The sequence below is a fragment of the Pseudomonas nicosulfuronedens genome, from assembly GCF_005877905.1.
Lineage (GTDB): Bacteria > Pseudomonadota > Gammaproteobacteria > Pseudomonadales > Pseudomonadaceae > Pseudomonas > Pseudomonas nicosulfuronedens.
Genome location: NZ_SWDV01000036.1, coordinates 45,217 through 69,219, shown reverse-complemented (window position 1 = coordinate 69,219; position 24,003 = coordinate 45,217). Strand labels below are relative to the sequence as shown.

21 protein-coding genes and 2 pseudogenes are annotated in these 24,003 nt (G+C 66.5%); 14 read left to right on the top strand and 9 right to left on the bottom strand.

Annotation, left to right across the window (positions count from 1 at the left end; translation table 11 throughout):
• The first annotated feature begins 18 nt into the window (after positions 1-18).
• From FAS41_RS23665 to FAS41_RS23635, 7 genes are all read left to right on the top strand, one after another.
• Positions 19-468 (top strand): DMT family transporter, encoded by a 450-nt coding sequence (locus tag FAS41_RS23665; protein ID WP_081515646.1) that lies wholly within the window; start codon positions 19-21, stop codon positions 466-468.
• A gap of 50 nt (positions 469-518) precedes the next feature.
• Entirely contained in the window at positions 519-1,058 is a 540-nt protein-coding gene (gene idi, locus FAS41_RS23660; RefSeq protein ID WP_138525832.1) for an isopentenyl-diphosphate Delta-isomerase, read from the top strand.
• A gap of 104 nt (positions 1,059-1,162) precedes the next feature.
• Positions 1,163-1,564, top strand: a complete 402-nt coding sequence (locus FAS41_RS23655) for a YkgJ family cysteine cluster protein (RefSeq protein ID WP_138525831.1) — start codon at positions 1,163-1,165, stop codon at positions 1,562-1,564.
• Between the two features lie 159 nt (positions 1,565-1,723).
• Positions 1,724-3,073 (top strand): MATE family efflux transporter, encoded by a 1,350-nt coding sequence (locus FAS41_RS23650; RefSeq protein ID WP_138525830.1) that lies wholly within the window; start codon positions 1,724-1,726, stop codon positions 3,071-3,073.
• Positions 3,074-3,090: 17 nt separating this feature from the next.
• Complete coding sequence (locus FAS41_RS23645; RefSeq protein ID WP_138525829.1) at positions 3,091-4,134, top strand: sensor domain-containing diguanylate cyclase; 1,044 nt, start codon at positions 3,091-3,093, stop codon at positions 4,132-4,134.
• Between the two features lie 32 nt (positions 4,135-4,166).
• Entirely contained in the window at positions 4,167-4,622 is a 456-nt protein-coding gene (locus tag FAS41_RS23640) for a DUF2214 family protein (RefSeq protein WP_138525828.1), read from the top strand.
• 95 nt (positions 4,623-4,717) lie between these two features.
• Positions 4,718-5,356, top strand: a complete 639-nt coding sequence (locus FAS41_RS23635) for a hypothetical protein (RefSeq protein WP_138525827.1) — start codon at positions 4,718-4,720, stop codon at positions 5,354-5,356.
• Between the two features lie 2 nt (positions 5,357-5,358).
• Here the strand turns inward: FAS41_RS23635 and FAS41_RS23630 are convergent, their stop codons facing one another.
• From FAS41_RS23630 to FAS41_RS23620, 3 genes are read right to left on the bottom strand one after another with little or no spacing between them, the layout of a single operon-like run.
• Positions 5,359-6,198, bottom strand: a complete 840-nt coding sequence (locus tag FAS41_RS23630; RefSeq protein ID WP_138525826.1) for an arylamine N-acetyltransferase family protein — start codon at positions 6,196-6,198, stop codon at positions 5,359-5,361.
• 22 nt (positions 6,199-6,220) lie between these two features.
• A complete protein-coding gene (locus FAS41_RS23625; RefSeq protein ID WP_246084929.1) occupies positions 6,221-6,727 on the bottom strand; it encodes a cupin domain-containing protein in 507 nt (168 codons plus the stop codon).
• Positions 6,724-7,464: an NAD-dependent epimerase/dehydratase family protein gene (locus FAS41_RS23620; protein WP_138525825.1), complete on the bottom strand. Its 741-nt coding sequence runs from the start codon at positions 7,462-7,464 to the stop codon at positions 6,724-6,726. Before FAS41_RS23620 ends, FAS41_RS23625 begins: the two co-directional genes overlap by 4 nt.
• A gap of 183 nt (positions 7,465-7,647) precedes the next feature.
• Here FAS41_RS23620 and FAS41_RS23615 point away from each other — a divergent pair, with 183 nt between their 5' ends.
• Positions 7,648-8,208 carry an NADPH-dependent FMN reductase gene (locus FAS41_RS23615; protein ID WP_138525824.1) on the top strand — a complete coding sequence of 187 codons (561 nt, stop codon included), beginning with the start codon at positions 7,648-7,650 and terminating at the stop codon, positions 8,206-8,208.
• 159 nt (positions 8,209-8,367) lie between these two features.
• Positions 8,368-9,117 carry a hypothetical protein gene (locus tag FAS41_RS23610; protein ID WP_138525823.1) on the top strand — a complete coding sequence of 250 codons (750 nt, stop codon included), beginning with the start codon at positions 8,368-8,370 and terminating at the stop codon, positions 9,115-9,117.
• A 6-nt stretch (positions 9,118-9,123) separates the two neighbouring features.
• On the opposite strand, the gene FAS41_RS23605 is transcribed toward FAS41_RS23610, so the two are convergent.
• Positions 9,124-9,426, bottom strand: coding sequence for a chaperone modulator CbpM (locus FAS41_RS23605; protein WP_225594885.1), 303 nt, complete (start codon positions 9,424-9,426; stop codon positions 9,124-9,126).
• The gene (gene cbpA / locus FAS41_RS23600) at positions 9,423-10,391 is read right to left on the bottom strand and encodes a curved DNA-binding protein (protein ID WP_138525822.1); all 969 of its coding nucleotides are present in this window, start codon (positions 10,389-10,391) and stop codon (positions 9,423-9,425) included. Before cbpA ends, FAS41_RS23605 begins: the two co-directional genes overlap by 4 nt.
• A 263-nt stretch (positions 10,392-10,654) precedes the next feature.
• Here cbpA and pdxR point away from each other — a divergent pair, with 263 nt between their 5' ends.
• The 3 genes and pseudogenes from pdxR (at position 10,655) to FAS41_RS23580 (ending at position 15,327) form a co-directional block, all read left to right on the top strand.
• A complete protein-coding gene (gene pdxR / locus FAS41_RS23595) occupies positions 10,655-12,085 on the top strand; it encodes a MocR-like pyridoxine biosynthesis transcription factor PdxR (protein WP_138525821.1) in 1,431 nt (476 codons plus the stop codon).
• 339 nt (positions 12,086-12,424) lie between these two features.
• A pseudogene (locus FAS41_RS23590) lies at positions 12,425-14,632 on the top strand (ribonucleoside triphosphate reductase).
• Positions 14,629-15,327, top strand: a complete 699-nt coding sequence (locus FAS41_RS23580) for an anaerobic ribonucleoside-triphosphate reductase activating protein (protein ID WP_138525819.1) — start codon at positions 14,629-14,631, stop codon at positions 15,325-15,327. Before FAS41_RS23590 ends, FAS41_RS23580 begins: the two are co-directional and overlap by 4 nt.
• Before the next feature lie 164 nt (positions 15,328-15,491).
• Here FAS41_RS23580 and speA read toward each other — a convergent pair whose 3' ends face one another.
• The 4 genes from speA to FAS41_RS23560 all read right to left on the bottom strand — a co-directional run bounded on the left by speA (position 15,492) and on the right by FAS41_RS23560 (position 19,979).
• Positions 15,492-17,405 (bottom strand): arginine decarboxylase, encoded by a 1,914-nt coding sequence (speA, locus tag FAS41_RS23575; RefSeq protein WP_138525818.1) that lies wholly within the window; start codon positions 17,403-17,405, stop codon positions 15,492-15,494.
• Positions 17,406-17,690: 285 nt separating this feature from the next.
• Positions 17,691-18,062: a translation initiation factor Sui1 gene (locus FAS41_RS23570; protein WP_138525817.1), complete on the bottom strand. Its 372-nt coding sequence runs from the start codon at positions 18,060-18,062 to the stop codon at positions 17,691-17,693.
• A 309-nt stretch (positions 18,063-18,371) separates the two neighbouring features.
• Positions 18,372-18,911, bottom strand: coding sequence for an NUDIX hydrolase (locus FAS41_RS23565; protein ID WP_138525816.1), 540 nt, complete (start codon positions 18,909-18,911; stop codon positions 18,372-18,374).
• A 3-nt stretch (positions 18,912-18,914) separates the two neighbouring features.
• Positions 18,915-19,979 carry a DUF2333 family protein gene (locus FAS41_RS23560; protein ID WP_045216423.1) on the bottom strand — a complete coding sequence of 355 codons (1,065 nt, stop codon included), beginning with the start codon at positions 19,977-19,979 and terminating at the stop codon, positions 18,915-18,917.
• Positions 19,980-20,267: 288 nt separating this feature from the next.
• Between FAS41_RS23560 and FAS41_RS23555 the strand changes: the two genes are divergently transcribed.
• Positions 20,268-21,878, top strand: coding sequence for a GGDEF domain-containing response regulator (locus FAS41_RS23555; RefSeq protein ID WP_138525815.1), 1,611 nt, complete (start codon positions 20,268-20,270; stop codon positions 21,876-21,878).
• Positions 21,879-23,463: 1,585 nt separating this feature from the next.
• A pseudogene (locus tag FAS41_RS31530) lies at positions 23,464-23,979 on the top strand (methyl-accepting chemotaxis protein); the annotation flags it as partial.
• Positions 23,980-24,003 lie beyond the last annotated feature (24 nt).

Below are 24,003 nucleotides of genomic sequence, written 5' to 3'. Positions count from 1 at the left end.
GCATTTCCGGAGTTTCCCATGCCTACGCCACCCTGGTGGTTGTTCGTCCTGCCACTGATCGCCGGCGCCTGTCTGCCACTTCAGGCCGGCATCAACGGCCAACTGGCCAAACAGGTGTCCAGCGTGCTGGCCGCCGCACTGATTTCCTTCTTCGTCGGCATGCTGGGTCTGCTTGCGCTGACCCTGGCCAACCGCGAATTCCCCAGCCTCGCGGCGATGCGCGGGATGCCCTGGTGGCAGTGGTGCGGCGGCTTCCTGGGGATGTTCTTCATCTTCATCGCCGCCTTCGCCGCACCGCGCGTCGGCGCGCTGATGTTCATGGTGCTGGTGCTCGCTGGCCAGCTGGGCATGGCACTGGCGCTGGACCACTTCGGCTGGGCCGGTTTCAAGGAAGCGCCGGTGAGCACCCTGAAGATCGCCGGCATGGCCGCCATCGCCGTTGGTATCTGGATGATCCGCAAGGGCTGAACACCATCCGTCTACTCTGAGCTCGGATGGCTCGCCCGCAGGAGATTTCCATGACCGATATCCAGGTGATCCTGGTCGACGAACACGACAACCCGACCGGCACGATGGAAAAACACCAGGCCCATCATCTGGGGCTGCGCCACCGCGCCATCTCGGTCTATGTCTTCAACCGCGCCGGCGAACTGCTGCTGCAACGCCGCGCGGCGGGCAAGTACCACTGTGGCGGGCTGTGGAGTAACACCTGCTGTGGCCACCCTTACCCGAACGAATCCGCGAAGCACGCCGCCGAACGCCGGCTGCGCGAGGAGATGGGCGTACAGGTCGAGTTGCACAAGCTGTTCGAGTTCAGCTATCGCCTGGAGTTGGCCAACGGCATGACCGAACACGAGTACGGCCACCTGTTCGGCGCCGTCGACGAGCAATCGCCGCACCCCGATCCGGAAGAGGCCGACGACTTCCGCTACGTCGCCCTGCCCGAGCTGGAAGCCGAGATGGCTGCGCACCCGGAGCGTTTCACACCCTGGTTCCTCATCTGCTACCCGACCTTCAAGGACTATCTGCGCAATAACGGCGGAATCGCCGCTCTGTAGATCACCCTGCTGTTCATCGCCACTCTGTTCGTCGAAAGCCCGAGCAAATCGGCGCGCCGACCACTATGATGCGCGCCTTCGCGCCACCGCACCGACTTGCCGCCATGAGAAAACCACCGCTGATCGCCAACGCCGAACTGGACCGCCTGGAAACCTGGGCGAAGTACACCTCGGGCCTGTGCAAGGACTGCAACGCCACCTGCTGCACCATGCCGGCGGAGGTGAACGTCAACGACCTCATTCGTATCGGCGTGGTCGACGAGTTCGAGCGCGACGAGCCGGCGAAGCACATCGCCAAGCGCCTGCTGAAGGAAGGCGTCGTCGAGCGCTTCAACCAGAAGAGCGGCATCTTCACCCTGACCCGCACCAGCAACGGCGACTGCTACTTCCTCGACCGCAAGACCCGTCTCTGCAGCGTCTACGCCAAGCGCCCGGACACCTGCCGCAACCACCCGCAGGTCGGCCCGCGCCCCGGCTACTGCGCCTACCGCAAGAAGACTGCCTGAATAACAATCCGTCAGGGAGAAACGGCGTCTTTTGTGCTTTTCGTAGGAGCGAGCTTGCTCGCGAACCGAATAGCACCGTGCCTTAGCAAGCTCGCTCCTACGGGGAACGCCCGCGTCTGAGGTGGCTCGCTATACTGCGCGCCAGCTCAGGAGCCCCTCATGAATTCCCTGCTCGAAGCCTGGCGGCACACGCCAACCCACCGTCGTGTCTGGGCGCTCGCCGCGCCGATGATCCTCTCCAACGTCTCTGTGCCGCTGGTCACCCTGGTGGACAGCGCGGTGATCGGCCACCTGCCGCACGCACACCAGTTGGGCGCCGTGGCGGTCGGCGGCGGGCTCTATACCCTGCTGGTCGGCGTGCTGGGATTCCTGCGCATGGGGACCACCGGCTTCGCCGCCCAGGCAGCCGGCCGTGAAGAGGGCGGAGCACTGCGGAGGATTCTCGGCCAGGGCCTGCTGCTGGCTCTCGGCCTCGCCCTGCTGCTCAGTCTGCTGGCCGTGCCGCTGACCGGCCCCGCGCTCGAGCTGATGCGCCCGTCCCCCGAGCTGGATGTGCTGGCCCGTGAGTTCTTCCACATCCGCCTGTTCGGCCTGCCAGCAGCTTTGGCCACCTACACACTGGTCGGCTGGTTCCTCGGCACGCAGAACGCCCGTGCGCCGCTGGCGATCCTGCTGACCACCAACCTCATCAATATCGTGCTCAGCCTGTGGTTCGTGCTGGGCCTGGGCTGGGGCGTGGCCGGCGCGGCAAAGGCGGCGGTGACCGCCGAATGGGGCGGTGCGCTGCTAGGCCTGGCGCTGACCCGTGGCGCGCTCAGGCGCTTCCCCGGCCTGCCGGACTGGTCACGCCTGCGCGCCTGGGCCAGCTGGCGGCCGCTGCTGATGGTCAACCGCGACATTTTCATCCGCAGCCTGGCGCTGCAGGGCGTGTTCTTCCTGCTCACAGTGCAGGGCACGCGCCTGGGCGACGCCACGGTGGCGGCCAACGCCCTGCTGCTCAATGGCCTGATGGTCACCGCCTATGCCCTCGACGGCCTCGCCCATGCCGTCGAGGCGCTGTGCGGCCACGCCATCGGCGGCCGCGACCGCACCGCCCTGCGCCGGTCACTGGTGGTCGCGTGCGGCTGGTCGCTGATCGCCAGCCTGCTGTTCGTCGCCTTCTTCTCCGTCTTCGGGCATCTGTTCATCGCCCTGCAGAGCGACATTCCGGAAGTACGTGCCACCGCCGACCAGTACCTGCCCTACCTCGCCTGCCTGCCGCTCATCGGCATGTGGAGCTACCTGCTCGACGGTCTGTTCATCGGCGCCACCCGCGCCCGCGAGATGCGCAACGCCATGCTGCTGGCCTGCGCCGCCAGCCTGCCGCTCGGGTTCGCGCTGCAGGGCTGGGGAAATCACGGTTTATGGCTAACCTTCCTATGCTTCATGTTGCTGCGCGCGCTGGTCCTCGCCGGCTACGCGTGGAAGCTGACACGCCAAGATGCCTGGCAGGTACCTGCCAGCCCCTGACCTGTTGAGGAGACGCCATGCCGGCTTGTCCCATTCCCGTTGACGAATCCCTGCGCCAACAGACCCTGGATGAGATGAACCTGCTCGACACCCCGGCCGAGCACTACCTGGATACCCTCGTTCAGCTGACCCAGGACCTGGTGAAAGTCGATACCGTGCTGATCAGCCTGATCGACCAGGAGCGCCAGTGGTTCAAGGCCCGCGTCGGCCTGGATGCCAGCGAGACCCAGCGCGACGTGTCCTTCTGTGGCTACGCGATCCTCGGCGACGACACCCTGCTGGTGCCCGATGCCACCCTCGACGAACGCTTCGCCGACAACCCGCTGGTACTCGGCCCGCCCTATATCCGCTTCTACGCTGGTCGCCCGCTTCGCGCCGGCAACGGCCAGGCCATCGGCACCCTGTGCATGGTCGATCCGCGGCCACGCAGCATGACCGAGGCGCAGCAGGCCAACTTCCGCGACCTCGCCACCCTTGCCGAGGGCTATCTGCAACTGCGCAGCCTGATCCAGAGCAACCGCGACCTGCGCGTGGAGATGGACCGCGAACAGCGCAAGGCCCTGCTCGACCCCCTGACCCAGCTGTGGAACCGCGGCGGTCTGCTCACCTTCCAGGACCGCGAGTGCCGCCTGGCACGGGAAAGCCACGTACAGCTGGGCGTGATCTACGCCGACCTCGACCACTTCAAGGCGATCAACGACAAGTACGGCCACGCCGCCGGAGACCAGGTGCTCTGCGAATGCGCGCGGCGCCTGCGTGCTGCCCTGAGGCCGGACGACCTGCTGGTGCGCCAGGGTGGCGAGGAATTCGTTGCCCTGCTGAAGGTAAAGGATGGTGAGGAACTGCAGCGCGTTGCCGAACGCGTGCGCCAACTGATCGGACACGAGCCGGTGCCGTTGGCCTGCGGCCCGCTGCCAGTCAGCCTGAGCATCGGCTGCACCCTGCTGGCAGCGGAAGAACAGATCGACCAGGCACTGGAACGTGCCGACGCCGCGCTCTACAGTGCCAAGCAGGCCGGACGCGACCGGGTGAGTTTCAGCGCACCACCGGCTTCAGCCTGATCAGAAGAAAGGCCCCAGCAGAGGACCCTCTCATGGCCCAAGCCATTGCCGCGTACCTGCACTACCTGTCGATCTTCCTCCTGTTCGCCCTGCTGGTGCTGGAGCACCAGTTGTTCCGCCTGCCGCTGGACCTGTCGCGGGCGCGCAGCCTGGTGATAGTCGACCTGGCGTACGGCGCCTGCGCCGGCCTGGTGCTGCTGACCGGCGCCGCGCGCGTCGTCTGGTTCGCCAAAGGGACGGACTACTACCTGCACAACAGCCTGTTCCACGCCAAGATCGGTCTTTTCGTCCTCGTGGCTATCCTCTCGATCCTGCCGACCATGACCTTCCTCAACTGGCGCAATGAGCTCAAGGCCGGGCGCGTCCCAGTGCCCAGCGAACGCCAGGCCAAGCTGGTGATCATGACGATCCGCATCGAGCTGCTGGCTCTGGTGATCCTGCCGCTGCTGGCAACCTTGATGGCGCGCGGTTTCGGGATGATCGGCTGAGCGCATTCCTACACGCAGACCGGACCTATCCGATTCTGGCGCCGCGATGATCAGTGGATGCTCCTGCGCAGTTTCGACTGCCGCAGGACTTCGTCATGCCTCCCCGCCCCTTCCAGTGCCACCTGTGGCCGTTGCTCTCCGTTATGGCGGCTCTCGCACTGACTGGCTGCGCGAGCGACGACTTCACTTTCGAAGCCGACCTGCCCGGTGACTTCCAGCTCACTGGCGATGCGCAGTACAGCGGCGCCAACTGCGGAGATTCCGCCAGTCAGACGGTCACCCATCACCTCTTCGAGACGCCGGGCCACAGCGAGCGGCCGCACCGGGTCAGTTTCCAGGTACCACTGAGCACACACGAGGGTGGCTGCAGGCGGGACCTCAGCCGAATTCAGATCCGGCTCGACGGCGACTCCGCCGATCTCGCCGGCAGTCCCAGAGCGCCGGACCAGGCCTTCGCCACGCTCGACTTCCGCAATCGCCTGCCCGACGCAGCCCAACGCATGCCGGACAGGGGCGCGCGCATTTTCGACGGTCGCTGCCGTTGGTTGCAGCCCGCGCCCGGCGAACTGCTGATGAAGGAGCGCACCCTGCAATGCCAAGCCTCCGACCTCGCGGGAAGCTGGCTGGAGGGCTCACCCGGTGGCTCGCTGCAACGCGACGAGTTGCCGGGGCGCATCGTGCGGCTGGCCATCGGCATGGCGCCGGACGTGCCGGCCACCGCCGCTGGCGAATGACCTTACGCCAGCAGCAGTTGCCCAAGCCGGCGATGTAGCGCATCGCTATCCACCACCTCCGGCTGCAGATGGAAACGCTCACGCAGCAGGCCAAGCAGTTCATCGGCACTCTCGATGCTGTGCTGCTCGACTTCGCCGTCCGCGCAACGCCGGGTGAACTGTCCATTGAGCAACGACAACCGCGCGCCCTCCTCGCTGAGTGCCACCCGCAGGGAGTTGCGAAACACGCTCTGCGGGTAGGTCGAGGTGTACCAGTTGCGCATGCCGTAGTCCGCCCAGTGCTGAGGGGCGAGGGTGAAGCGGTACAGCGTCTGCCAGCCGGAGGATGAACGCGTGGCGATTTCCAGCTCCTCCTCGAGAGAACCGGCGATGCGCCAGCCACCGGGCAACTCGTCGTTCACCCGCAGTGGCAGGGCTTTCGGCGAGGCAGGGCCGCCGAAACCGATATCCACCAAGTGTGGCCCCTCGGGCAGGTCGACACGCAGCAGCAGGTGCGTCTGCGGGGTCAGCGGCGCATCCGCAGGAAGGCCCCAGCGCACCCGCGCCACCAGCAGCGTCACCCGGTAGTCGAGGCTGGACAGCAGGCGGGCGAACAGACTGTTCAGCTCGAAGCAGTAACCGCCGCGTCGATGTTCGACGACTTTGGCGAACACGGCATCCGGCTCGATCAGGATGGGCTTTTCCAGCAGCACGTCGAGGTTCTCGAAAGGCAGGTGATGCAGTGCTGCGACGATCAGCCGGTCGAGGTTCTCCAGCGTCGGCGCGGGGCGCCGCGGCGGCAGACCGAGGCGTGCCAGGGCCGCATCGAGCTGGGCGGCGCCAAAGGGGGTGAGCGGGGTCATGCGAGTCTCCTTTCGCAAAGCATCAATGGCGGTGGTCGACGGTCGGTTCGGGGATCACCAACGGGCCGCAATTCTCTTCACTGACAATCACTGCCAGCAGGCGCGCAGGCTCGCTGGCGCTGGGGTTCTCGGCGAACAGGTGCAGTTCGCGGCTGGGCTCGAACCAGGTCTGGCCCGCGGCGTAAGTCTGCGCCGGCAGGCCCTGCATCTGCGAGCGCACCTGACCACTGAGCACGATGGCGGTTACCGCGCCGGGATGGCGGTGCGCCGGGGTGTAGCCGTTGGGCGGGAAGTCCACCTGCAACGTGGTGACGACCTTGCCGGGCATGTCGGCCAGCGGCTCGCAGGACAGGCGCTTCACCTGTGTGCCGGGCCGTGCACTGGCCAAAGGTCCGGCATGGCTTTGCGCAAGGCTCGCCACTGGCCGCGATCCGGGCTGCCAGAGCAAAGCGCCTGCGGCGACGGTCACGACCAGCGCCAGCCCGGTGCGTACCTCACGTCGCGATACGAGAATCACGGCGAGGTTCACGCTGACAGTCCCGCCAGGCGAAAGCCCGGCTGCCAGCCCAGGCGATGGCGCGCCTTGGCCGAACTGACGTCGATGTCCTGCTCGGCGACGTTGTAGACGCCGTGCGCCCCCCACTCCAGCGCCAGCAGCGCGGCGCGGGCGGCATCGTCGACATGCACGGCCAGCCTCGGATCAGCCATGTCGGTACCGGTTCCAGGCCCATAAAGCCGGCCATAGCGCAATACGATGCCCTCCATCGGACGGGCACCGAGCACCGCCTCCTCAAGCGCGGCGACGCCGCCGACACTGACGGCGCGTGGGCCTTCAGCCCCCAGGTCCAACGGTTGTTCCTCGTGCAGCGGCAGCTCGCCCGGCGCGTAAGCCCAGGCGATGCTCTGCGCGACCATGCGCTCGACGCCGGCGGCACGGGCCGCGGCCACCAGATTGGCGGTACCTTCTCGGCGAACGCGCGCGTTGCACGACTGGGCGGCAGGCATCAGGGCTGGCTCCAGACCGGCTGGCAGGTCCGTGAGCTGATGGATCACCCAGCGCGGCTGGAACTCCAGCAGCGCGGCATGCAGGGCTGGCGCGTCATAAACGTCCAGCAGCATCGCCCGCGCGCCGGCGCTTTCCAGCGTTGCGGCGCGTTGTGCGGAGCGGCTGATCGCCAATACCTGATAGCCGCGCTCCAGCAGCATCGGCAACAGTCGCTGGCCGATGGCACCGCTGGCGCCGGCGAAGAAGACTTTCATGCACATGGGAGACCTCGAATCGGACGGGCGGGACATGGCACCACTCTAGTGACGCCATGCCCCACCCCACAGAGCCAAGATCATGCAGAACAACCAGGACATGATTGCCGAACCTTGATCCATGTCCACGCAATGTCACGCTCATCGTCTATAACAAACGGCTCAATACCCCGATCCTGAGGAGTCGCCATGAGCCAAGTCTTCGATGTTGCCGTTGTCGTCGGCAGCCTGCGCAAGGAATCCCTGAACCGCAAGATAGCCAAGGCGTTCGCCGCATTGGCGCCGGCCAACCTGAAGCTGGAGATCGTGGAGATCGGCGACCTGCCGCTGTACAACGAAGAGCTCGATGTGGGCACTCCGCCCGCCACCTACAGCGCCTTCCGCGAGCGCATCGCCCGCGCTGACGCGGTGCTCTTCGTCACTCCCGAATACAACCGCTCGGTGCCCGGCGTGCTGAAGAACGCCATCGACGTCGGCTCGCGCCCATACGGCAAGAGCGCCTGGAACGCCAAGCCCTGCGCCGTGGTGAGTGCCTCTCCGGGGGCCATCGGCGGCTTTGGCGCCAACCACCATCTGCGCCAGTCGCTGGTGTTCCTCAACATGCCGGTGCTGCAGCAGCCTGAAGCCTACCTGGGCGGTGCGGGCGGCTTCTTCGACGAAGCCGGCAAGCTGTCGGAGAAGACCGAGCCCTTCCTGAAGAGCATCATCGATGCCTTCTCCGCCTGGATCGTGCAGAACCAGCCGCGCTGATCGCCGCGAGCGCCGGCACCCGCCGGCGCTTTCCCTCCCCGCCATTCTGAGTAGCCGGTCGCAGGCCGCTGCGGCACCCGGCATTCGCGATCGTTCCGGCTGGCCCCACGACTCCTCACACGCCAAGGTTCAGGCCCGCTACCTGCGCCCGGACCGTCAATGCTGCGCCACCTTCTGTTTTGCATCCTAGCCACCGCCCTGCTCACCGGCTGCACTTCACCGCCGGTGAAAAAGAAGGTCGACGGCGAGGGATTCAGCTCCGGGCAGATGCTGCAGAACGACGCCAACCGCGCCGCCAACCTGGCGATGCGCGACAACCTCGGCAGCCTGTCGCTGCTGCTCGACAAGCTCTACAAGCGCAATCCTGGCCAATGGAAGAAAACAGGCGCGACTTCACGGGAACAGGCTCACCAGCGAGTCATGGACGCCATCCGCAACCAACAACCGCTGCCCGGGCTGGACGGCAGGAAGTCGGTGGACGTGCTCCCCCTGGCCTTCGCCCCCGAATTCCAGGGCGACCGGGCCGGCACGTTGATCTACGGGATAGGCAGCATGCTCTTCGAGCTTTACGGCGGAACCGACACGCAGCACCTGCTCAGTGGACTGAACGCGCAGATGACCGCCAATGCGGCCTGGAACATCGAGGTGGCTGCCTGGCTGCTGGCCAGTCGAACCGACAGCAATGGCCAACCGTTGCTGCTCTCCAACGAGATCAGCAGCAGCGGGCGCAACCTGTCCTTCGAGCGGGAGTTCGGCCGCATGATCGGCCGCCTGGAGTTGCTGGCGCAGATGACCCATGAAAGCCTGCGCCGCAGCGGTATCAACTACGTGCAGGGCATCCTGGCCGCGCCGATCCTCGGCCTGGTGCAGTTCATCCCACTGGACCAGGCTGCGGCGGCAGTGCAGTAGCGGCGGCTAATCCTCCAGCAACCGTGCCAGGCGCTGGCGCAGGTAGCGGTTCTCCGCACGCAACTCGTCCACTTCGTCCAGCAGGCGCAGCGCCAGGGCGATGCCCGGCCAGTCGAGCTCGAACTCTCGGCGCAAGCGCACCGCGCGACGCACCACGCTGACCGCCTGGTAATCGAAGACCCAATGCCCTGCGCGTTGTTCGCGGGGCTCCACGATACCCACCTCGACGATCTCGACGAGCACGTCGCGGGGGAGGTTCACCGACTGGCAGAGCTCGTCGAGGTCCACCACCATCACTGTCGTCGTCATGCGCGTTTACCCCAATCGGCACGGGGGTCGAAGGCCGCCTTGGCAGCCAGTTCTTCCCAGAGTTTGCGGGTCGCCTCGTCCGCCGTCTTCGGCATTACCACCTTGAGCACGGCATACAGATCGCCGGCGAAGGCCTCGCCCTTGTTCGGCAGGCCCTTACCCTTGATGCGCAGGCGCTGGCCGGCCTGGCTGTTGGCCGGGATGCCGAGGTTGATCCGCCCGCTCAGCGTGGGTACTTCCACCTTGGCGCCGAGCGCAGCTTCCCAGGGCGCCACCGGCACGGTAACGACCAGGTCGCGGCCATCGACATCGAAGACCGGGTGCGGAACCAGGCGAATCGCCAGGTACAGATCACCCGCCGGCCCGCCGTTGATACCCGGCGCACCCTGCCCCTTGAGGCGGATGCGTTCGCCGTCGGCGGTGCCCACGGGAATCTTCACGTTCAGCGTCTTGCTCTGCGGAGGCAGCTTGCGGCCGTACTCGTCGTAGCTGGGCAGGCTGAAGCTGATCGGCCGGCTGTCGCCTGAGAGGGTTTCCTCGAGGAACAGCGGGACTTCCATCTCCACGTCCCGGCCACGATGGGCCTGCGGCTGGCGCGCACCGCCGAAGCCAGCGTGAGCGCCACCGGCACGGCCACCGAATATCTGCTCGAAGAAGTCGCTGAAGTCCTGTTCGTGCCCCGGCGACGGGCCGTCGAAACCACCGCGTGGCTGCCAGCCGGGCGGCGCCTCGAACTGCGGTCCTTGCGAGCCGTACTTGCGCAGTTCGTCGTACTCGGCACGCTTCTCCGGGCTTTTCAGCACCTCGTAGGCCTCGGAGACGTCCTTGAACTTCGCCTCGGCGTCCGGCTCCTTGCTGACGTCCGGATGGTACTTGCGCGCCAGCTTGCGGTAGGCGGTCTTGATCGCCTTGTCGTCGGCATCGGGTTCGACCCCGAGCGCCGCGTAATAGTCCTTGAATTCCATCGGTAACGGTCACTCCTCACATGCGTTGGACCTGTCGGCGCCTGGGACACGGGGGATTCGCGCGGGCAGTCGGAGCCGCTGCGCGCACTGCGAGGCGAACAGGTGGAAAAAGCGGGTTCTGTCCTAACAGATGGAGTCGCGGCGCCCGCTTTTCAACACTGCCTGCAAGCCTAGACGCTGATCCTGCATCGCGGCCGCCAGGACGACTTGATATCGGTCATGGCATAGTCGTCTTCCGGAATCATCCCCACCCTGGATAGGCCATGACCTCGCCCCTCGATTCCTTCCGCCAGCCGCTGGACCCGAGCCACGAGCTGCCGATCTATCGCCAGCTTTACGAGCGCATCCGCGATGCCATTACCCGTGGCGCGCTGCGCCCCGGCGAGCGCGTGCCACCGGTGCGTGGGCTCGCCGGAGAGCTGGGCGTGGCGCGCGGCACGGTGGAGCTGGCCTATCAGTTGCTGACCAGCGAGGGCTACCTGCTGGCACGCGGACCGGCGGGCACCGTGGTATCGCCGCAACTGGCGGGGCGCACCGCCGCTGCACCGCCCGTGCTCGTTGCGCCGGATACCGTCGAACGCGCCCTGCCCGGCCTGATCGCCCACGGTCCGACCCTGCGGCCGTTCCAGCTCGGCGTGCCGGCGCTGGACGCCTTCCCCCGCGCGCTCTGGTCGCGGCTGTGCGCGCGGCGTCTGCGACAGCAGAGCGCGTCCATGCTGGCTTACCCGGAGCCTTGCGGTTACGGGCCGCTGCGCGAGGCGGTCGCCGGCTACCTGGGAATCTCCCGTGGCATCGCCTGCGACCCTGCACAGGTATTCATCTGCGCGGGTTACCAGGGTGCACTGGACCTGATCAGCCGCACCCTGCTCGAACCCGGCCAACGCTACTGGCACGAAGACCCCGGCTACCCGCGCGGCCGTGAACTGCTGCGCCGGGCCGGCGGCGTGCCAGTGCCGGTCGCGGTGGACGCCGATGGCCTGCGCGTGGAGGACGGTATCGCCCGTGCGCCGGATGCTCGCTTCGCGCTGGTCACCCCGTCGCAGCAGAGTCCCACCGGCGTCGCCCTCAGCCTGCCGCGCCGTCTGGCCCTGCTGGACTGGGCCGCCAGCAGCGGCGCGTGGATAGTCGAGGACGACTACGACAGCGAGTACCGCTACGCCGGCTTCCCGCTGCCAGCGCTGAAAAGCCTAGACCGCGCCGGCCGCGTGCTCTACACCGGCACCTTCAGCAAGGTGCTCTATCCTGCCCTGCGCCTGGGCTACCTCGTCGTACCGGCGGGGTTGGTGGAAGACTTCGTACGTGCGCAGCAGGTGTTCTCCTCCGGCTGCGCGGAACTGCTGCAGGCGACCCTCTGCGATTTCATGCAGGAGGGCCATTTCGCCCGTCACCTCAAGCGCACCCGCGCGCTCTATGCCCAGCGCCGCCAGTGGCTGCGCAAGGCGCTGGAAGAGCGCCTGGGCGAACGCCTGCGCTTCGCCGACACGCCCGGCGGGCTGCACTTGATCGGTGCGCTGGACCAGGACGACCTCGCCGTCGCCCGCCGCGCCCACGCCGAGGGCCTCGGTCTGCAAGCGCTGAACGCCTGGTGCGTGGAGGCCAGGCGCGAGCCGGCACTGATCATGAGCTTCACCAATGTCACCGACGAGCAGTTCTCCGGGCGCCTGGCAGAGCGGCTGGCGCCGTTGCTGACCTGAAGTTTCCCCGCGCTCAGCGCGCCTTCCCGTTCGCGAGCAAGCTCGCTCCTACAAGGCCGGCGCCGGCGCGCCCTGCGTAGGAGCGAGCTTGCTCGCGACCCGACCGATGACGACCACAGCCAGCGTCACCGTGAGGTCTTGCCGGGCCCCAGGCAGAGCGACTGGCGCTCTTGCTCGGCTGATTCTGGAGTGCGGGGCGGTCAATACCTCCGATGGCAAAAATTGACTGACAGGTGACGTTGACCGAGGTCAATTTTCCTACGGACGAAGCCGTTAGATTCCCACAACATCTTGTTGTCTCGAATACATCGAGACACAGCATGTTGTGGAATCAAGCCAATGCCTCCGACACGGACCGCCCCTCTTCCCACCAGCCTGCGCAAGCGTAACGGCAGCTCCGCCGCCTTCGACTCGAGCAAGATCGAACGAGCCATTGCCGCCGCCGGCGAGGCCAGCGGCGAATTCACCGCGCCCCATGCGCAGGAGCTGACCCGTCGCGTAGTGGCCCGCCTGCCGGCACAAAACGACCTGGACGTGGAGCAGGTGCAGGACGTGGTCGAGCGCGCTCTGATGGAAGCCGGCCACTACCCCACCGCGCGCGCCTACATTGTCTACCGCGAACGCCACGGCCGCCTGCGCCGCGAGCGCAAGACGCTGGTGGACGTCGCCGCGTCAATGAACGAATACCTCTCGCGGGAAGACTGGCGGGTGCGCGCCAACGCCAACCAGGGCTATTCCCTGGGCGGGCTGATTCTCAACGTGTCCGGCAAGGTCACCGCCAACTACTGGCTGGACGAGGTGTACAGCGAGGGCATCGCCATCGCCCACCGCGAGGCCGACCTGCACATCCACGATCTGGACATGCTCGCCGGCTACTGCGCCGGCTGGTCGTTGCGCACCTTGCTCAGCGAAGGCCTGAACGGCGTGCCGGGACGGGTCGAGGCCGGGCCGCCGAAGCACCTCTCCAGCGCCCTGGGGCAGATGGTCAATTTCCTCGGCACCCTGCAGAACGAGTGGGCCGGCGCCCAGGCCTTCAGCTCGTTCGACACCTACCTCGCGCCTTACGTGCGCCAGGACAACCTGAGTTATCAACAGGTGCGCCAGGCGCTGCAGGAGTTCATCTACAACCTCAACGTGCCGTCGCGCTGGGGCACCCAGACGCCCTTCACCAACCTGACCTTCGACTGGGTCTGCCCGGAGGACCTGCGCGAACAGATTCCCTATATCGGCGGCGTGGAAATGCCCTTCGCCTATGGCGATCTGCAAAGCGAGATGGACCTGATCAACCGCGCCTACATCGAGGTGATGCAGGCCGGCGACGCTCACGGCCGGGTGTTCACCTTCCCGATCCCGACGTACAACATCACCCACGACTTCCCCTGGGACAGCGACAACGCCACGCGCCTCTTCGAGATGACCGCGCGCTACGGCCTGCCGTACTTCCAGAACTTCCTCAACTCGGACATGCAGCCCAACCAGGTGCGCTCCATGTGCTGCCGCCTGCAGTTGGATGTGCGCGAACTGCTCAAGCGCGGCAACGGGCTGTTCGGCTCGGCGGAGCAGACCGGCTCGCTGGGCGTGGTGACCCTCAACTGCGCACGCCTGGGCTACCGTCATCGCGGCGACGCTGCCGCCCTCTACGCGCAACTCGACTATCTGCTGGAGCTGGCCTTCGACAGTCTGGAGGTCAAGCGCAAGGTCATCCAGCAGCACATGGACGCCGGGCTGTACCCCTACACCCAGCGCTACCTGGGCACCCTGCGCAACCACTTCTCCACCATCGGCGTGAACGGCCTGCACGAGATGCTGCGCAACTTCACCGATGACCGCGAAGGCCTGCACACCGAGGTCGGCCGGCAGATGGCGCTGGAGCTGCTGGACCATGTACGGGCGCGGCTGGTGCGCTTCCAGGAAGACAGCGGGCACCTCTACAACCTGGAAGCCACGCCAGCCGAAGGCACCACCTACCGCTTCGCCCGTGAGGACCAGAAGCGCCACCCGGACATCCTCCAGGCCGGCACGCCGGATGCGCCCTACTACACCAACTCTTCGCAGTTGCCGGTGGGTCTCACCGACGATCCGTTCGAGGCCCTGGAACTGCAGGACGCCCTGCAGTGCAAATACACCGGCGGCACGGTGCTGCACCTGTACATGGCCGAACGCATCTCCAGCGCCGAGGCCTGCAAGACCCTGGTGCGCACCGCTCTCGGGCGCTTCCGCCTGCCCTACCTGACAGTGACTCCGACTTTCTCCATCTGCCCGGTCCACGGCTACCTCGCCGGCGAACACGAGTTCTGCCCGCGGTGCGACGAAGCCGCACTGCAAAAAGCCGACACCAGGAGCTGTTGTGCCCGCTGATTTCCACTTCAACTTTCATCCACGCAAAAAGGAGCACCACCGATGACCGCCAACCAATTACCCGAAAGCCAGCGCCAGCGCTGCGAGGTGTGGACCCGCGTAATGGGCTATCACCGCCCGGTGACGGCATTCAACGCCGGCAAGCAATCCGAGCACCGCGAGCGCCGTCACTTCCGCGAGACGCGATGAACAGTACGCTCAGGGTCGGGGGCCTGGTGCCCCTGACCACCTTGGACTATCCCGGATTGCTCGCCTGCGTGTTGTTCTGCCAGGGCTGCGCGTGGCGCTGCCGCTACTGCCACAACCCGGAGCTGATTGCGCCGAGGGGCGAGCACGAAATCCACTGGGACGACATCCTCGCGTTCCTCCGGCGACGCCAGGGCCTGCTGCAGGCGGTGGTATTCAGCGGCGGCGAGGCAACGCTGCAGGGCGCTTTGCCGCAAGCCATGGCCAGCGTACGCGCGATGGGTTTTCGCGCCGGGCTGCACAGCGCCGGCATCCGCCCGGAGGCTTTCGCCCGCGCGCTGCCCCATGCCGACTGGGTCGGCTTCGACGTGAAGGGATTGGCCGAGGACGTGGACGCCACGACCGGCGTGAAACGCAGTGGGCTGGCCAACTGGCGCAGCCTGGAACTGTTGCTGGCGAGCGGTGTGGAGCACGAGTGCAGGACGACAGTGCATTGGCAGTTGTTCGATCTGCAGCGATTGCGACGGCTGGCTTTGCGCCTGCGCGAGACCGGTGTGGATAACTTCGTGGTGCAACTGGCCCGCAGCGAGCGGCAGCTCGATCCTGAGCTGATCGCCACGCCGTCTCCTCATGGCGCATCTGATCTCTGGCGGGAGCTGCATGCACTGTTCCCGACCTTCGAATTACGCGACACCTGACAGGATTCGACTGTAGGAGCGAGCTTGCTCGCGAAAGGGCCCCGCTGCAGGCGTCGGTTCGCGAGCAAGCTCGCTTCTACAACGGGCCTACGGCATTGGTGATTTGCAGGCAAAGAAAAGCCCCGCCGAAGCGGGGCTTTTCACTTACCCGAACCGCCAGCCCATCAGGACGACAGGTAAGCCGAACGCGTCAGCCCCAGGCGCAGCGCATCGAGGTACTGGGTACGCTCGCGCACGGTGAGCTTGGCCCCGGCCACCTTGTCGCGGTAGTGGGTCATCAGCTCCTCGGGCGACAGGTGCACGTAGCGCAGCATGTCCTCGATGGTGTCGTGGGTCTCGATGCCGGCGTGGTAGTAGCTGCCGTCAGCGTTCTGGTAGACGTTCACCGAGTCGGTGTCGCCGAACAGGTTGTGCATGTCGCCGAGGATCTCCTGGTAAGCGCCGACCAGGAAGGTGCCGATCAGGTAGTCCTCGCCTTCCTTCACGTCGTGCACCGGCATGCTGGTCTCGATGCTCTGCTCGTCGACGTACTGGGTGATCTTGCCGTCGGAGTCGCAGGTCAGGTCCTGCAGTACCGCGCGGCGGGTCGGTTCCTCGCCCAGGCGGTGGATCGGCAGGATCGGCAGCACCTGGCCGATGGCCCAGGTGTCGGGCAGGCTCTGGAACACCGAGAAGTTGCAGATGTACTTGTCGGCCAGTTTGTCGTTCAGCTCGTCGAGCACCTGGCGGTGCGAACGCTGATGCGCCTTGAGCTGGTTGTGCAGGCGACGGCAGATGGCGAAGTAGCACTGCTCGGCCAGGGCCTTCTGCGCGAGGCTGATCTTGCCCTCGGCGTACTGCGCGGCGGCGTCGCTCATGTAGTGGGTCGCGCGCCAGTAGGTCTCGGTGACCATCTCGGCGTCGGTCGGGCCGAGCAGGTCGGCCAGCCACTGGACGATCTCCGGCTGTTCGGCGAGGTCGGTGATCTTCGGTACTTCGTCGTTGTGGCGCTCGACGTCGGTGACCTGGGTGATCAGCACCGCGTGGTGCGCGGTCAGCGCGCGGCCACTCTCGGAGAAGATATGCGGATGCGGCAGGCCCTGCGCGTCGCAGAATTCCTTGAGCATGCCGACCACGACACCGGCGTAGTCGTCGATGTCGTAGTTGATCGAGCTGGCGTTGCGCGAGTGGGTGCCGTCGTAGTCCACGCCCAGGCCGCCACCGACGTCCACGTGGTCCACCGGCAGGCCGAGGGCGCGCAGTTCGCCGTAGTAGCGGATGGCTTCCTTGAAGCCGTGCTGGTAGTCGGCCAGGTTGGCGATCTGCGAGCCCATGTGGAAGTGCAGCAGGCGCACGCCCTGGTCCAGGCCGGCAGCGCGGAAGCGCTCGACCACCGACAGCAGTTGCGCGGCGGACAGGCCGAACTTGGCCTTCTCGCCACCGGTATCGGCCCACTTGGAGGACGCCAGCGAGGACAGGCGCACGCGCAAACCGACCTGGGGCAGCACGCCGATCACGGCGGCTTCCTCGATCACCAGCTGCACCTCGGATTCCTTCTCGATCACGATGAACACGTTGTGGCCGAGCTTCTGCCCCATCAGCGCCAGCTTGATGAACTCGCGGTCCTTGTAACCGTTGCAAACGATGGTGCCGCCCTTGGGCGCCAGGGCCAGCACGGCCATCAGCTCGGGCTTGGAACCGGCTTCCAGGCCGATGGAGACGTTCTGGGTGGCGATGATGCTTTCCACCACCGCTTCCTGCTGGTTCACCTTGATCGGGTACAGCGCGGTGTAGCGGCTGCCGTATTCCAGGCGCGCGATGTTGGCATCGAAGGCGCCGGTGAGCTTACGCACGCGGTCCTGAAGGATGTCCGGGAAGCGCACCAGCAGCGGCATCGACAGGCCCGCTTCACGCAGCTGCTCGACCAGCCCGTGCAGATCGATCGGCTGGGCATCGGCGCCCTGCGGGCGAACTTCCACGTTACCGGCGTCGTTGATGGCGTAATAGCCCGCGCCCCAGTGGCGAATTCCGTAGATGCTGCGGCTGTCTGCCACGGTCCAGTTGCTGCCGTCGTCTTTGCGGGTCCGTCTAGCGGCCATGCGTGGTGGTCTCCTCAAATTGCGCGAATGTATGCAGGCGCCCGCCCGGCGTGCGGGTGAGTCGTCAAGGCCTGGTGGTGTAAACCTAGCCGGGCCTGATGACGTTGCCGTGTTGACCGCCGTGGTTGGCGGTAAGTTTAGGAAAATCCGACGACGCGCCCAGGACGCACCGATAAATCTCCCATCTAGGGAAAGGGCTTGCCGGCCATGTGCGGGGCACATCGCCTGGAACCCGTTCTCGACAGGGGAGAGTCGCTTGCCCCTTCAGACAAGCAGCAGGGCGGCTCAGCCGCCGGATTTCTTCGCCTTGAGGCCGCGCTTGGTCAGCTCTTCGAGCAGCAGGTCGACGTGGTCGCCCTGGATTTCGATGATGCCGTCCTTCAACGCGCCACCCGTGCCGCAGCGCTTCTTCAGCGCGGTAGCCAGGTCCTTCAGCGCATCGGCCGCCAGCGGCACGCCAGTCACCGTGGTCACGGTCTTGCCACCGCGGCCCTTGGTTTCACGACGCACACGAGCGATGCCATCGCCGGCCGGAATCTCGGCCTGCTTGCAGATGCACGCGCCAATGGGCTGATTGCAGTCCGGGCAGTGCCGGCCGGTATCAGTGGAGTAGACGAGCCCGCCGAGGGCGGACAGGGAGGATGCTTTCTTGACCACCGGGCGTTTCCCCAGGATTGGCCTCTTCGGGCCAGGTCAACGAATGGCCGGCGGGTGCCGACCGCGACGCCCCACTCAGGCAGGGGCTGCGCAATTCCCGGCGGAGGACCCTGCCGGAAAGGTCGCGCAATTTAGCAGCATTGAAGGCAAATGCTAAGAGCGAAAATGCGTCATTGATCGGCACATTGGCGACATGCCTGCGCGGCAGGGCGGTTGTAGGAGCGAGCTTGCTCGCGAACGGGCCCGCTGCGGAGTCGGTTCGCGAGCAAGCTCGCTCCTACAGAAGAGCTGCCCAGCCCGAGGCCGGGGTCAGAAGCTGACCAGGTACTTGCGCAACGCCGCCAGTGAATCCGGGCAGTAAGGCGTGCCTGCCTTGGCCTCGGCCAGCGCCTGGTGCGGGTCGATGAATTTCGCTTCCAGCACTTCCTCCGGCTGCAACCTCAGCGGTGCATCGGAAACCGCGGAGAACACCGCGCACCACAATCGATTGTCCGGCTGGTCGAAGAAGAAGGTGCCATGGGCGCGCAGTTCGACGCCCGCGATGCCCAGCTCTTCTTCCAGCTCGCGGGCGGCGGACTCGGCGTAGCTCTCGTCCGCTTGCACCATGCCGCCGGCGGCCGGGTCCCAGTAGCCGGGGTAGACCGCCTTGCTCAGGGTACGCCGATGCACGCACAGCTCACCGGCGGAATTGAACAGCAGGATAAAGGTGCCCCGCCCGATCAACCCACGCGCGCGCAGCTCAGCGCGTGGCAGGCTGCCCAGCAACTGATCGTCGTCGTCGACCCAGGCGATCTTCTCGGCGTCCGAAGCCGCCCGATGGGCGGCTTCCTTCTGGCTGATGCCTTCCATCGATCAGCCCTGGGCCAGCAGCTGGCGCAGGTCGATGATCGCGGCGTTGGCGCGGGAGATGTAGTTGGCCATCACCAGCGAGTGGTTGGCCAGCACGCCGAAACCGCTGCCGTTGAGGACCATCGGGCTCCACAGCGGCGCCTCGGCGGCCTCCAGCTCGCGGATGATCTGGCGCACGCTGACGGTGGCGTTCTTCTTCGCCAGCACGTCGGCGAAGTCCACCTCGATGGCGCGCAGGATGTGCGACAGCGCCCAGGCCTGGCCGCGGGCTTCGTAGAACACGTTGTCGATCTGCATCCAGGGGGTTTCCTGGATCACTTCCTCGACTTCCGGCGCCTGGCCCGGGGTGACCGGCTGCATCGGCGTGATGTTGGTGTTCAGCTTGACCCGGCCGACACTGGCCGAGAGGCGCTGGGACAGCGAGCCCAGACGGGTGGAGACGTCACCCAGCCAGTTGTTCAGGCTGTCGGCGCGGGCATAGAACTGCGCGCCGGCCGGATCGGCGGAAAGACGGCCGAGGTAGCGGTCCAGGGACTTGATGCCCTCGGCGTACTCCGACTCGGAGGACGGCAGCGCCCAGCTCTTGTTGTCGAAGTTGAAGCGCGGCTCGGCGCGCGCCAGGTCGGCGTCCTCGGTGGACTGCGACTGGGAACGGGCGAAGTCCTTGCGCAGCGCGCGGGACAGGTCGCGCACCTGGACCAGGGCGCCGTATTCCCAGCTGGGCATGTTGTCCAGCCAGACACCCGGCGGGAAGATGTCGTTGGACAGGTAACCGCCTGGCTTGTTGAGCAGCGTGGCGACCACTTCCTTGAGGGTTTCCACCGTGGTGTAGCCCACCACCATCTGTCGGCCGGCACGCTCGGCGGCGGCCTGGGCGTTCTGCTGCACGGGGAAGAGGTCCGGCTCCTGGCTCCAGTACCAGCCGATCGCGCCGCAGATCACCAGGTAGACGCCCAGCAGACCACCGAGCACACGGCCCAGCCAGGGGCCGCCGAAGTAGGCGCGCGCGTCGTCCACCGAGTCGTTCACGCGATCACGTACGGAGCCGCGTTTCTTCCAGTTCCACATGGCAAGTTCCTTGATGTCCCGAATTCGAAGATAGCTTGGACCCGCAACCGGCCCCAGGGTGCCGCGATTTTAGGCCTCGCTGCGCAAGCATGCCGCACGCAGGCACGTCAGCGCAGCCTACCCTGCGCATGGTGCTAGGTAATGGTGCGAATTACAAAGCTTGAGATGTTTGACCGAAGGCACTGTTATTGCCATCAAGGATTGGTAGCATAGGGCCATCAGTGTGTATCACGGCGGAAACATGTTCGCCCCGCAGGCCGCCGGTACGGCCCTATAAAGAAGCGCGCGATGACCGAGCTCGACGATCCATCCCTCGACCGCCTCAAGCATCACTTCGCCCAGCGGGTGATCCACCAGGCCCGTCACCTGCTGGAAGTCTGGCAGCGTTTGTCGCGCTCGGAGTGGAACAGTACCGGCACGGCCGAGCTGGCCGAGGCCTGCCTGCGCCTGCAGCGCTACGCCGAACGCTTCGAGCAGGCCGAGCATGCGGACCTGGCCAAGGCCATCGACCAGTGTCTGCGCGCCGTTCAGGACAACCGCGGGCGCCTCTCCAGCGAACTGATCACCGAACTCAATCGCCTGATGCAGCGCCTGTCGCGTACGGGCCTGCGTCATGGTGACCAGTTTGAGCAGACCCACCTGCCGCCGCTGCGCAAGCCCGTCTACCTCGCCCTGCAAGACCTCGAGCGCGCCGAACGCCTGGCCCAGCAGCTGGAATTCTTCGGCATGGCCGCGCAGCCCTGCGAGCATGCCAACGCCTTCCGCGCCGCCATGGCTGACCGCCATCCGGCGGCCATCGTGATGGAAATCGACTTCGCCGGTGGCCAGGGCCTCGCGCTGGCCGACGAGGCCCAGGCCGGCCTCAAGCAGAAGCTGCCGGTACTGTTCTTCAGCCACGAGGAAACCGACACCCCGACCCGCCTGGCCGCTGCCCGCGCCGGTGGCCAGGATTTCTTCAGCGGTGCACTGGACGCCTCCGGCCTGCTGGAGAAGATCGAGACGCTCACCCGTGTGGCCCATTACGAGCCGTTCCGCGTGCTGATCGTCGACGATTCCCGCGCCCAGGCCGCGCACACCGAGATGGTCCTCAACAGCGCCGGCATCGTCACCCGCGCGCTCACCGCGCCGCTGTCGGTGATGGCCGAGCTGGCCGAGTTCCAGCCGGACCTGATCATCCTCGACATGTACATGCCCGAATGCCTGGGCACCGAGCTGGCCAAGGTGATCCGCCAGCACGAGCGCTATGTCAGTGTGCCGATCATCTACCTGTCCGCCGAGGACGACCTGGACAAGCAGCTCGACGCCATGAGCGAAGGCGGCGATGACTTCCTCACCAAGCCGATCAAGCCGCGCCACCTGATCGCCACCGTGCGCAACCGCGCTGCCCGCGCGCGAAGCCTGAAGGCGCGTATGGTGCGCGACAGCCTCACCGGCCTGTACAACCACACCCATACCCTGCAACTGCTCGACGACGCCCGCTTCCGCGCCCGCCGCGAAGAGCGCCCGCTGACCTTCGCGATGCTCGACATCGACCACTTCAAGCGGGTCAACGACACCTACGGTCACCCTATGGGCGACCGGGTGATCAAGAGTCTGGCACTGTTCCTCAAGCAGCGCCTGCGCAAGACCGATCACATCGGCCGTTACGGCGGCGAAGAGTTCGCCGTGGTGCTGCCGGACACCGACGCCGACTCCGCGCGCAAGGTGCTGGAGGAAATCCGCCAGCGTTTCGCCGAGATCCACTACCCCGCGCAGCCCCACGACCTCTCCTGCACCTTCAGCTGCGGGATCGCCGAGCTGGGGCCGGAGATGGACATCAAGACCCTCGCCAAGCAGGCCGACGAGGCGCTGTACACCGCCAAGCACGGCGGCCGCAACCGCGTCGAGGTCTACAGGTAACCCCCGTCCCGGTCTGGCGCGGCGCTCTGCCGCGCCATTTTCCGACCGAATGATGGCACCGTGTCATCAGCCAGTAACGAAACTGCAATAGGTTCAGGGCTCGCCGTTTTTTCGCTGTCGGTCGAGACCTGCCATGCGCCTCAAGCTGCTCACCAACCTCAACACCTTCCTGCTCCTGCTCGTCTGTCTCGCGCTGGGCGCCACCCTGTGGTGGTCGCAACGCGCGCTGGAGCGCCCCTTCACGTTGATGGACCGCTACCTGGAACTCTCCCAGGGCTTCGAGCGCAAGGTCGCGCAGAACATCCAGGCGTACCTCGCCAGCGGCGACGCGCTCAAGCAGAAAGCTGCCCAGCAAGGGCTGGACGAACTGGCCCAGGAGCTGCCACGACTGCCGGACAGCCTCAGCCAGCTGCTTGGCCAGAGCCTCGAGGAACTGCACCAGTTCAGCGGCAACCAGCTACTCGCCGCCGGCAAGCTGGCCGGTGATCCGCAGGGCCTGCTGCTGCAGGCCGAACGCGACCTGCTGGCCGCGCTGGACCAGCTCGGCGCCTATACCGATGCCAGCCAGAACCCCGCCGCCGCCGAATACCGCACCCCGCTGCTGCAGGCCGGCCTGCACCTGACGCGTCTGGCCCACGCCCGCGCCAAGCTGGTGGAAAGCGGCAACCCGGCGCTGGCCGAGGATATCCAGCGCGAGCTGGAATCCCTGCGCCAACTGGCCGAACGCATCGATGCCCTGCCGCTGCTCGGCGTACTGGAACAACAGGCCTCCGCCTCCGACGACTTCGCTTCGATGATGGGCCTGGAATCCCAGCCGGCCGCCGAGGCACAGAGCGAGGACCGTGGCGTCACCCTCAAGCGCGACCTCGCCAGCGTGTTGCGCCGCTATCCGGACGAACTCGATCGCACCCGCCAGCTGATCGCCCAGCGCCAGCAGCTGGCCAACGCCACTGCCCAGCGCGTGGGCGCCGTGCAGCAGGCACTGGCGACCCTGGAGCCGCAGGTGCGCGAGGAACGCTCGAAGATCCAGGCGCAGGTGCGCATCATCCAGGGTGCGCTGATCGCCCTGATCCTCGCCACCGCGCTACTCATCGACACCCTGCAGCGTCGCCTGGCGCGCGTGCTCGGCCTACTGGTTCCGGCGCTCTCGACCTGGGCGCGCGGCGACTTCGCCAACCCCATTGCGCTGAATACCCGTACCCGGGACCTGGTGGAGCTGCAGGAATCCCTGAATCGCCTGCGCGACTTTCTCGGCACCCTGGTCGGCACCATTCACCAGCGCGCCGAGGAAGTGGCCGGCAGCAGCCGCGCCCTGGCCGAACTGAGCGGCGGCCTGCACGCCGGTGCAGAACGCCAGGCCAGCGACACCGGGGAAATCCGCGACGCGCTGGGCAATATGGAAGCGGCGATCCAGCAGGTGGCCGGCGATGCCAGCCAGGCCGCTTCGGCCAGCCACGCCGCCGGCACGGCCGTCGAGCAGGGCCAGCAGGTGATTGGCAACAGCTTGAGCGGCATGCGCGCGCTGGTGGACGAAGTGCAGAGCAATGCCCAGGCCATCGAGAACCTGGCGGAAGAGTCGGCCACCATCGGCAATGTGCTGGGAGTGATCCGCTCCATCGCCGACCAGACCAACCTGCTGGCGCTGAACGCCGCCATCGAGGCCGCACGAGCCGGTGAGCAAGGCCGTGGCTTTGCCGTGGTCGCCGAAGAGGTCCGTTCACTGGCCCTGCGCACGGCCGGCGCCACCGAGGAAATTCAGCAACTCACCGCGCGCCTGCAGCAGGCCGCGCGGCAGTCGGTGGAGGCGATGCGCAGTCAGGTCGAGCACGCGGAAGTCACCGCCAACCAGGCTGGCGCCGCCGAGGGCGCATTGGACGAGGTGGTCGGCGCCATCCGCACCATCGCCAGCATGGCCGAGCGCATTGCCGAGAGCTCCGCGCAGCAGAGCGGCGCGGTCAGCGAAATCCGCTCCCACAGCGAACGCATCCACGAACTGGGCAGCCAGAACCTGCGCCTGATCGGCCAGGGGCGTAGCCAGGGCGAGCAGTTGCAGGAGTTGGGCGGGGCATTGCACACCGCCGTTAGAGCGTTCCGGGTCTGAAACAAGGCACTCGCAGGATGGGTG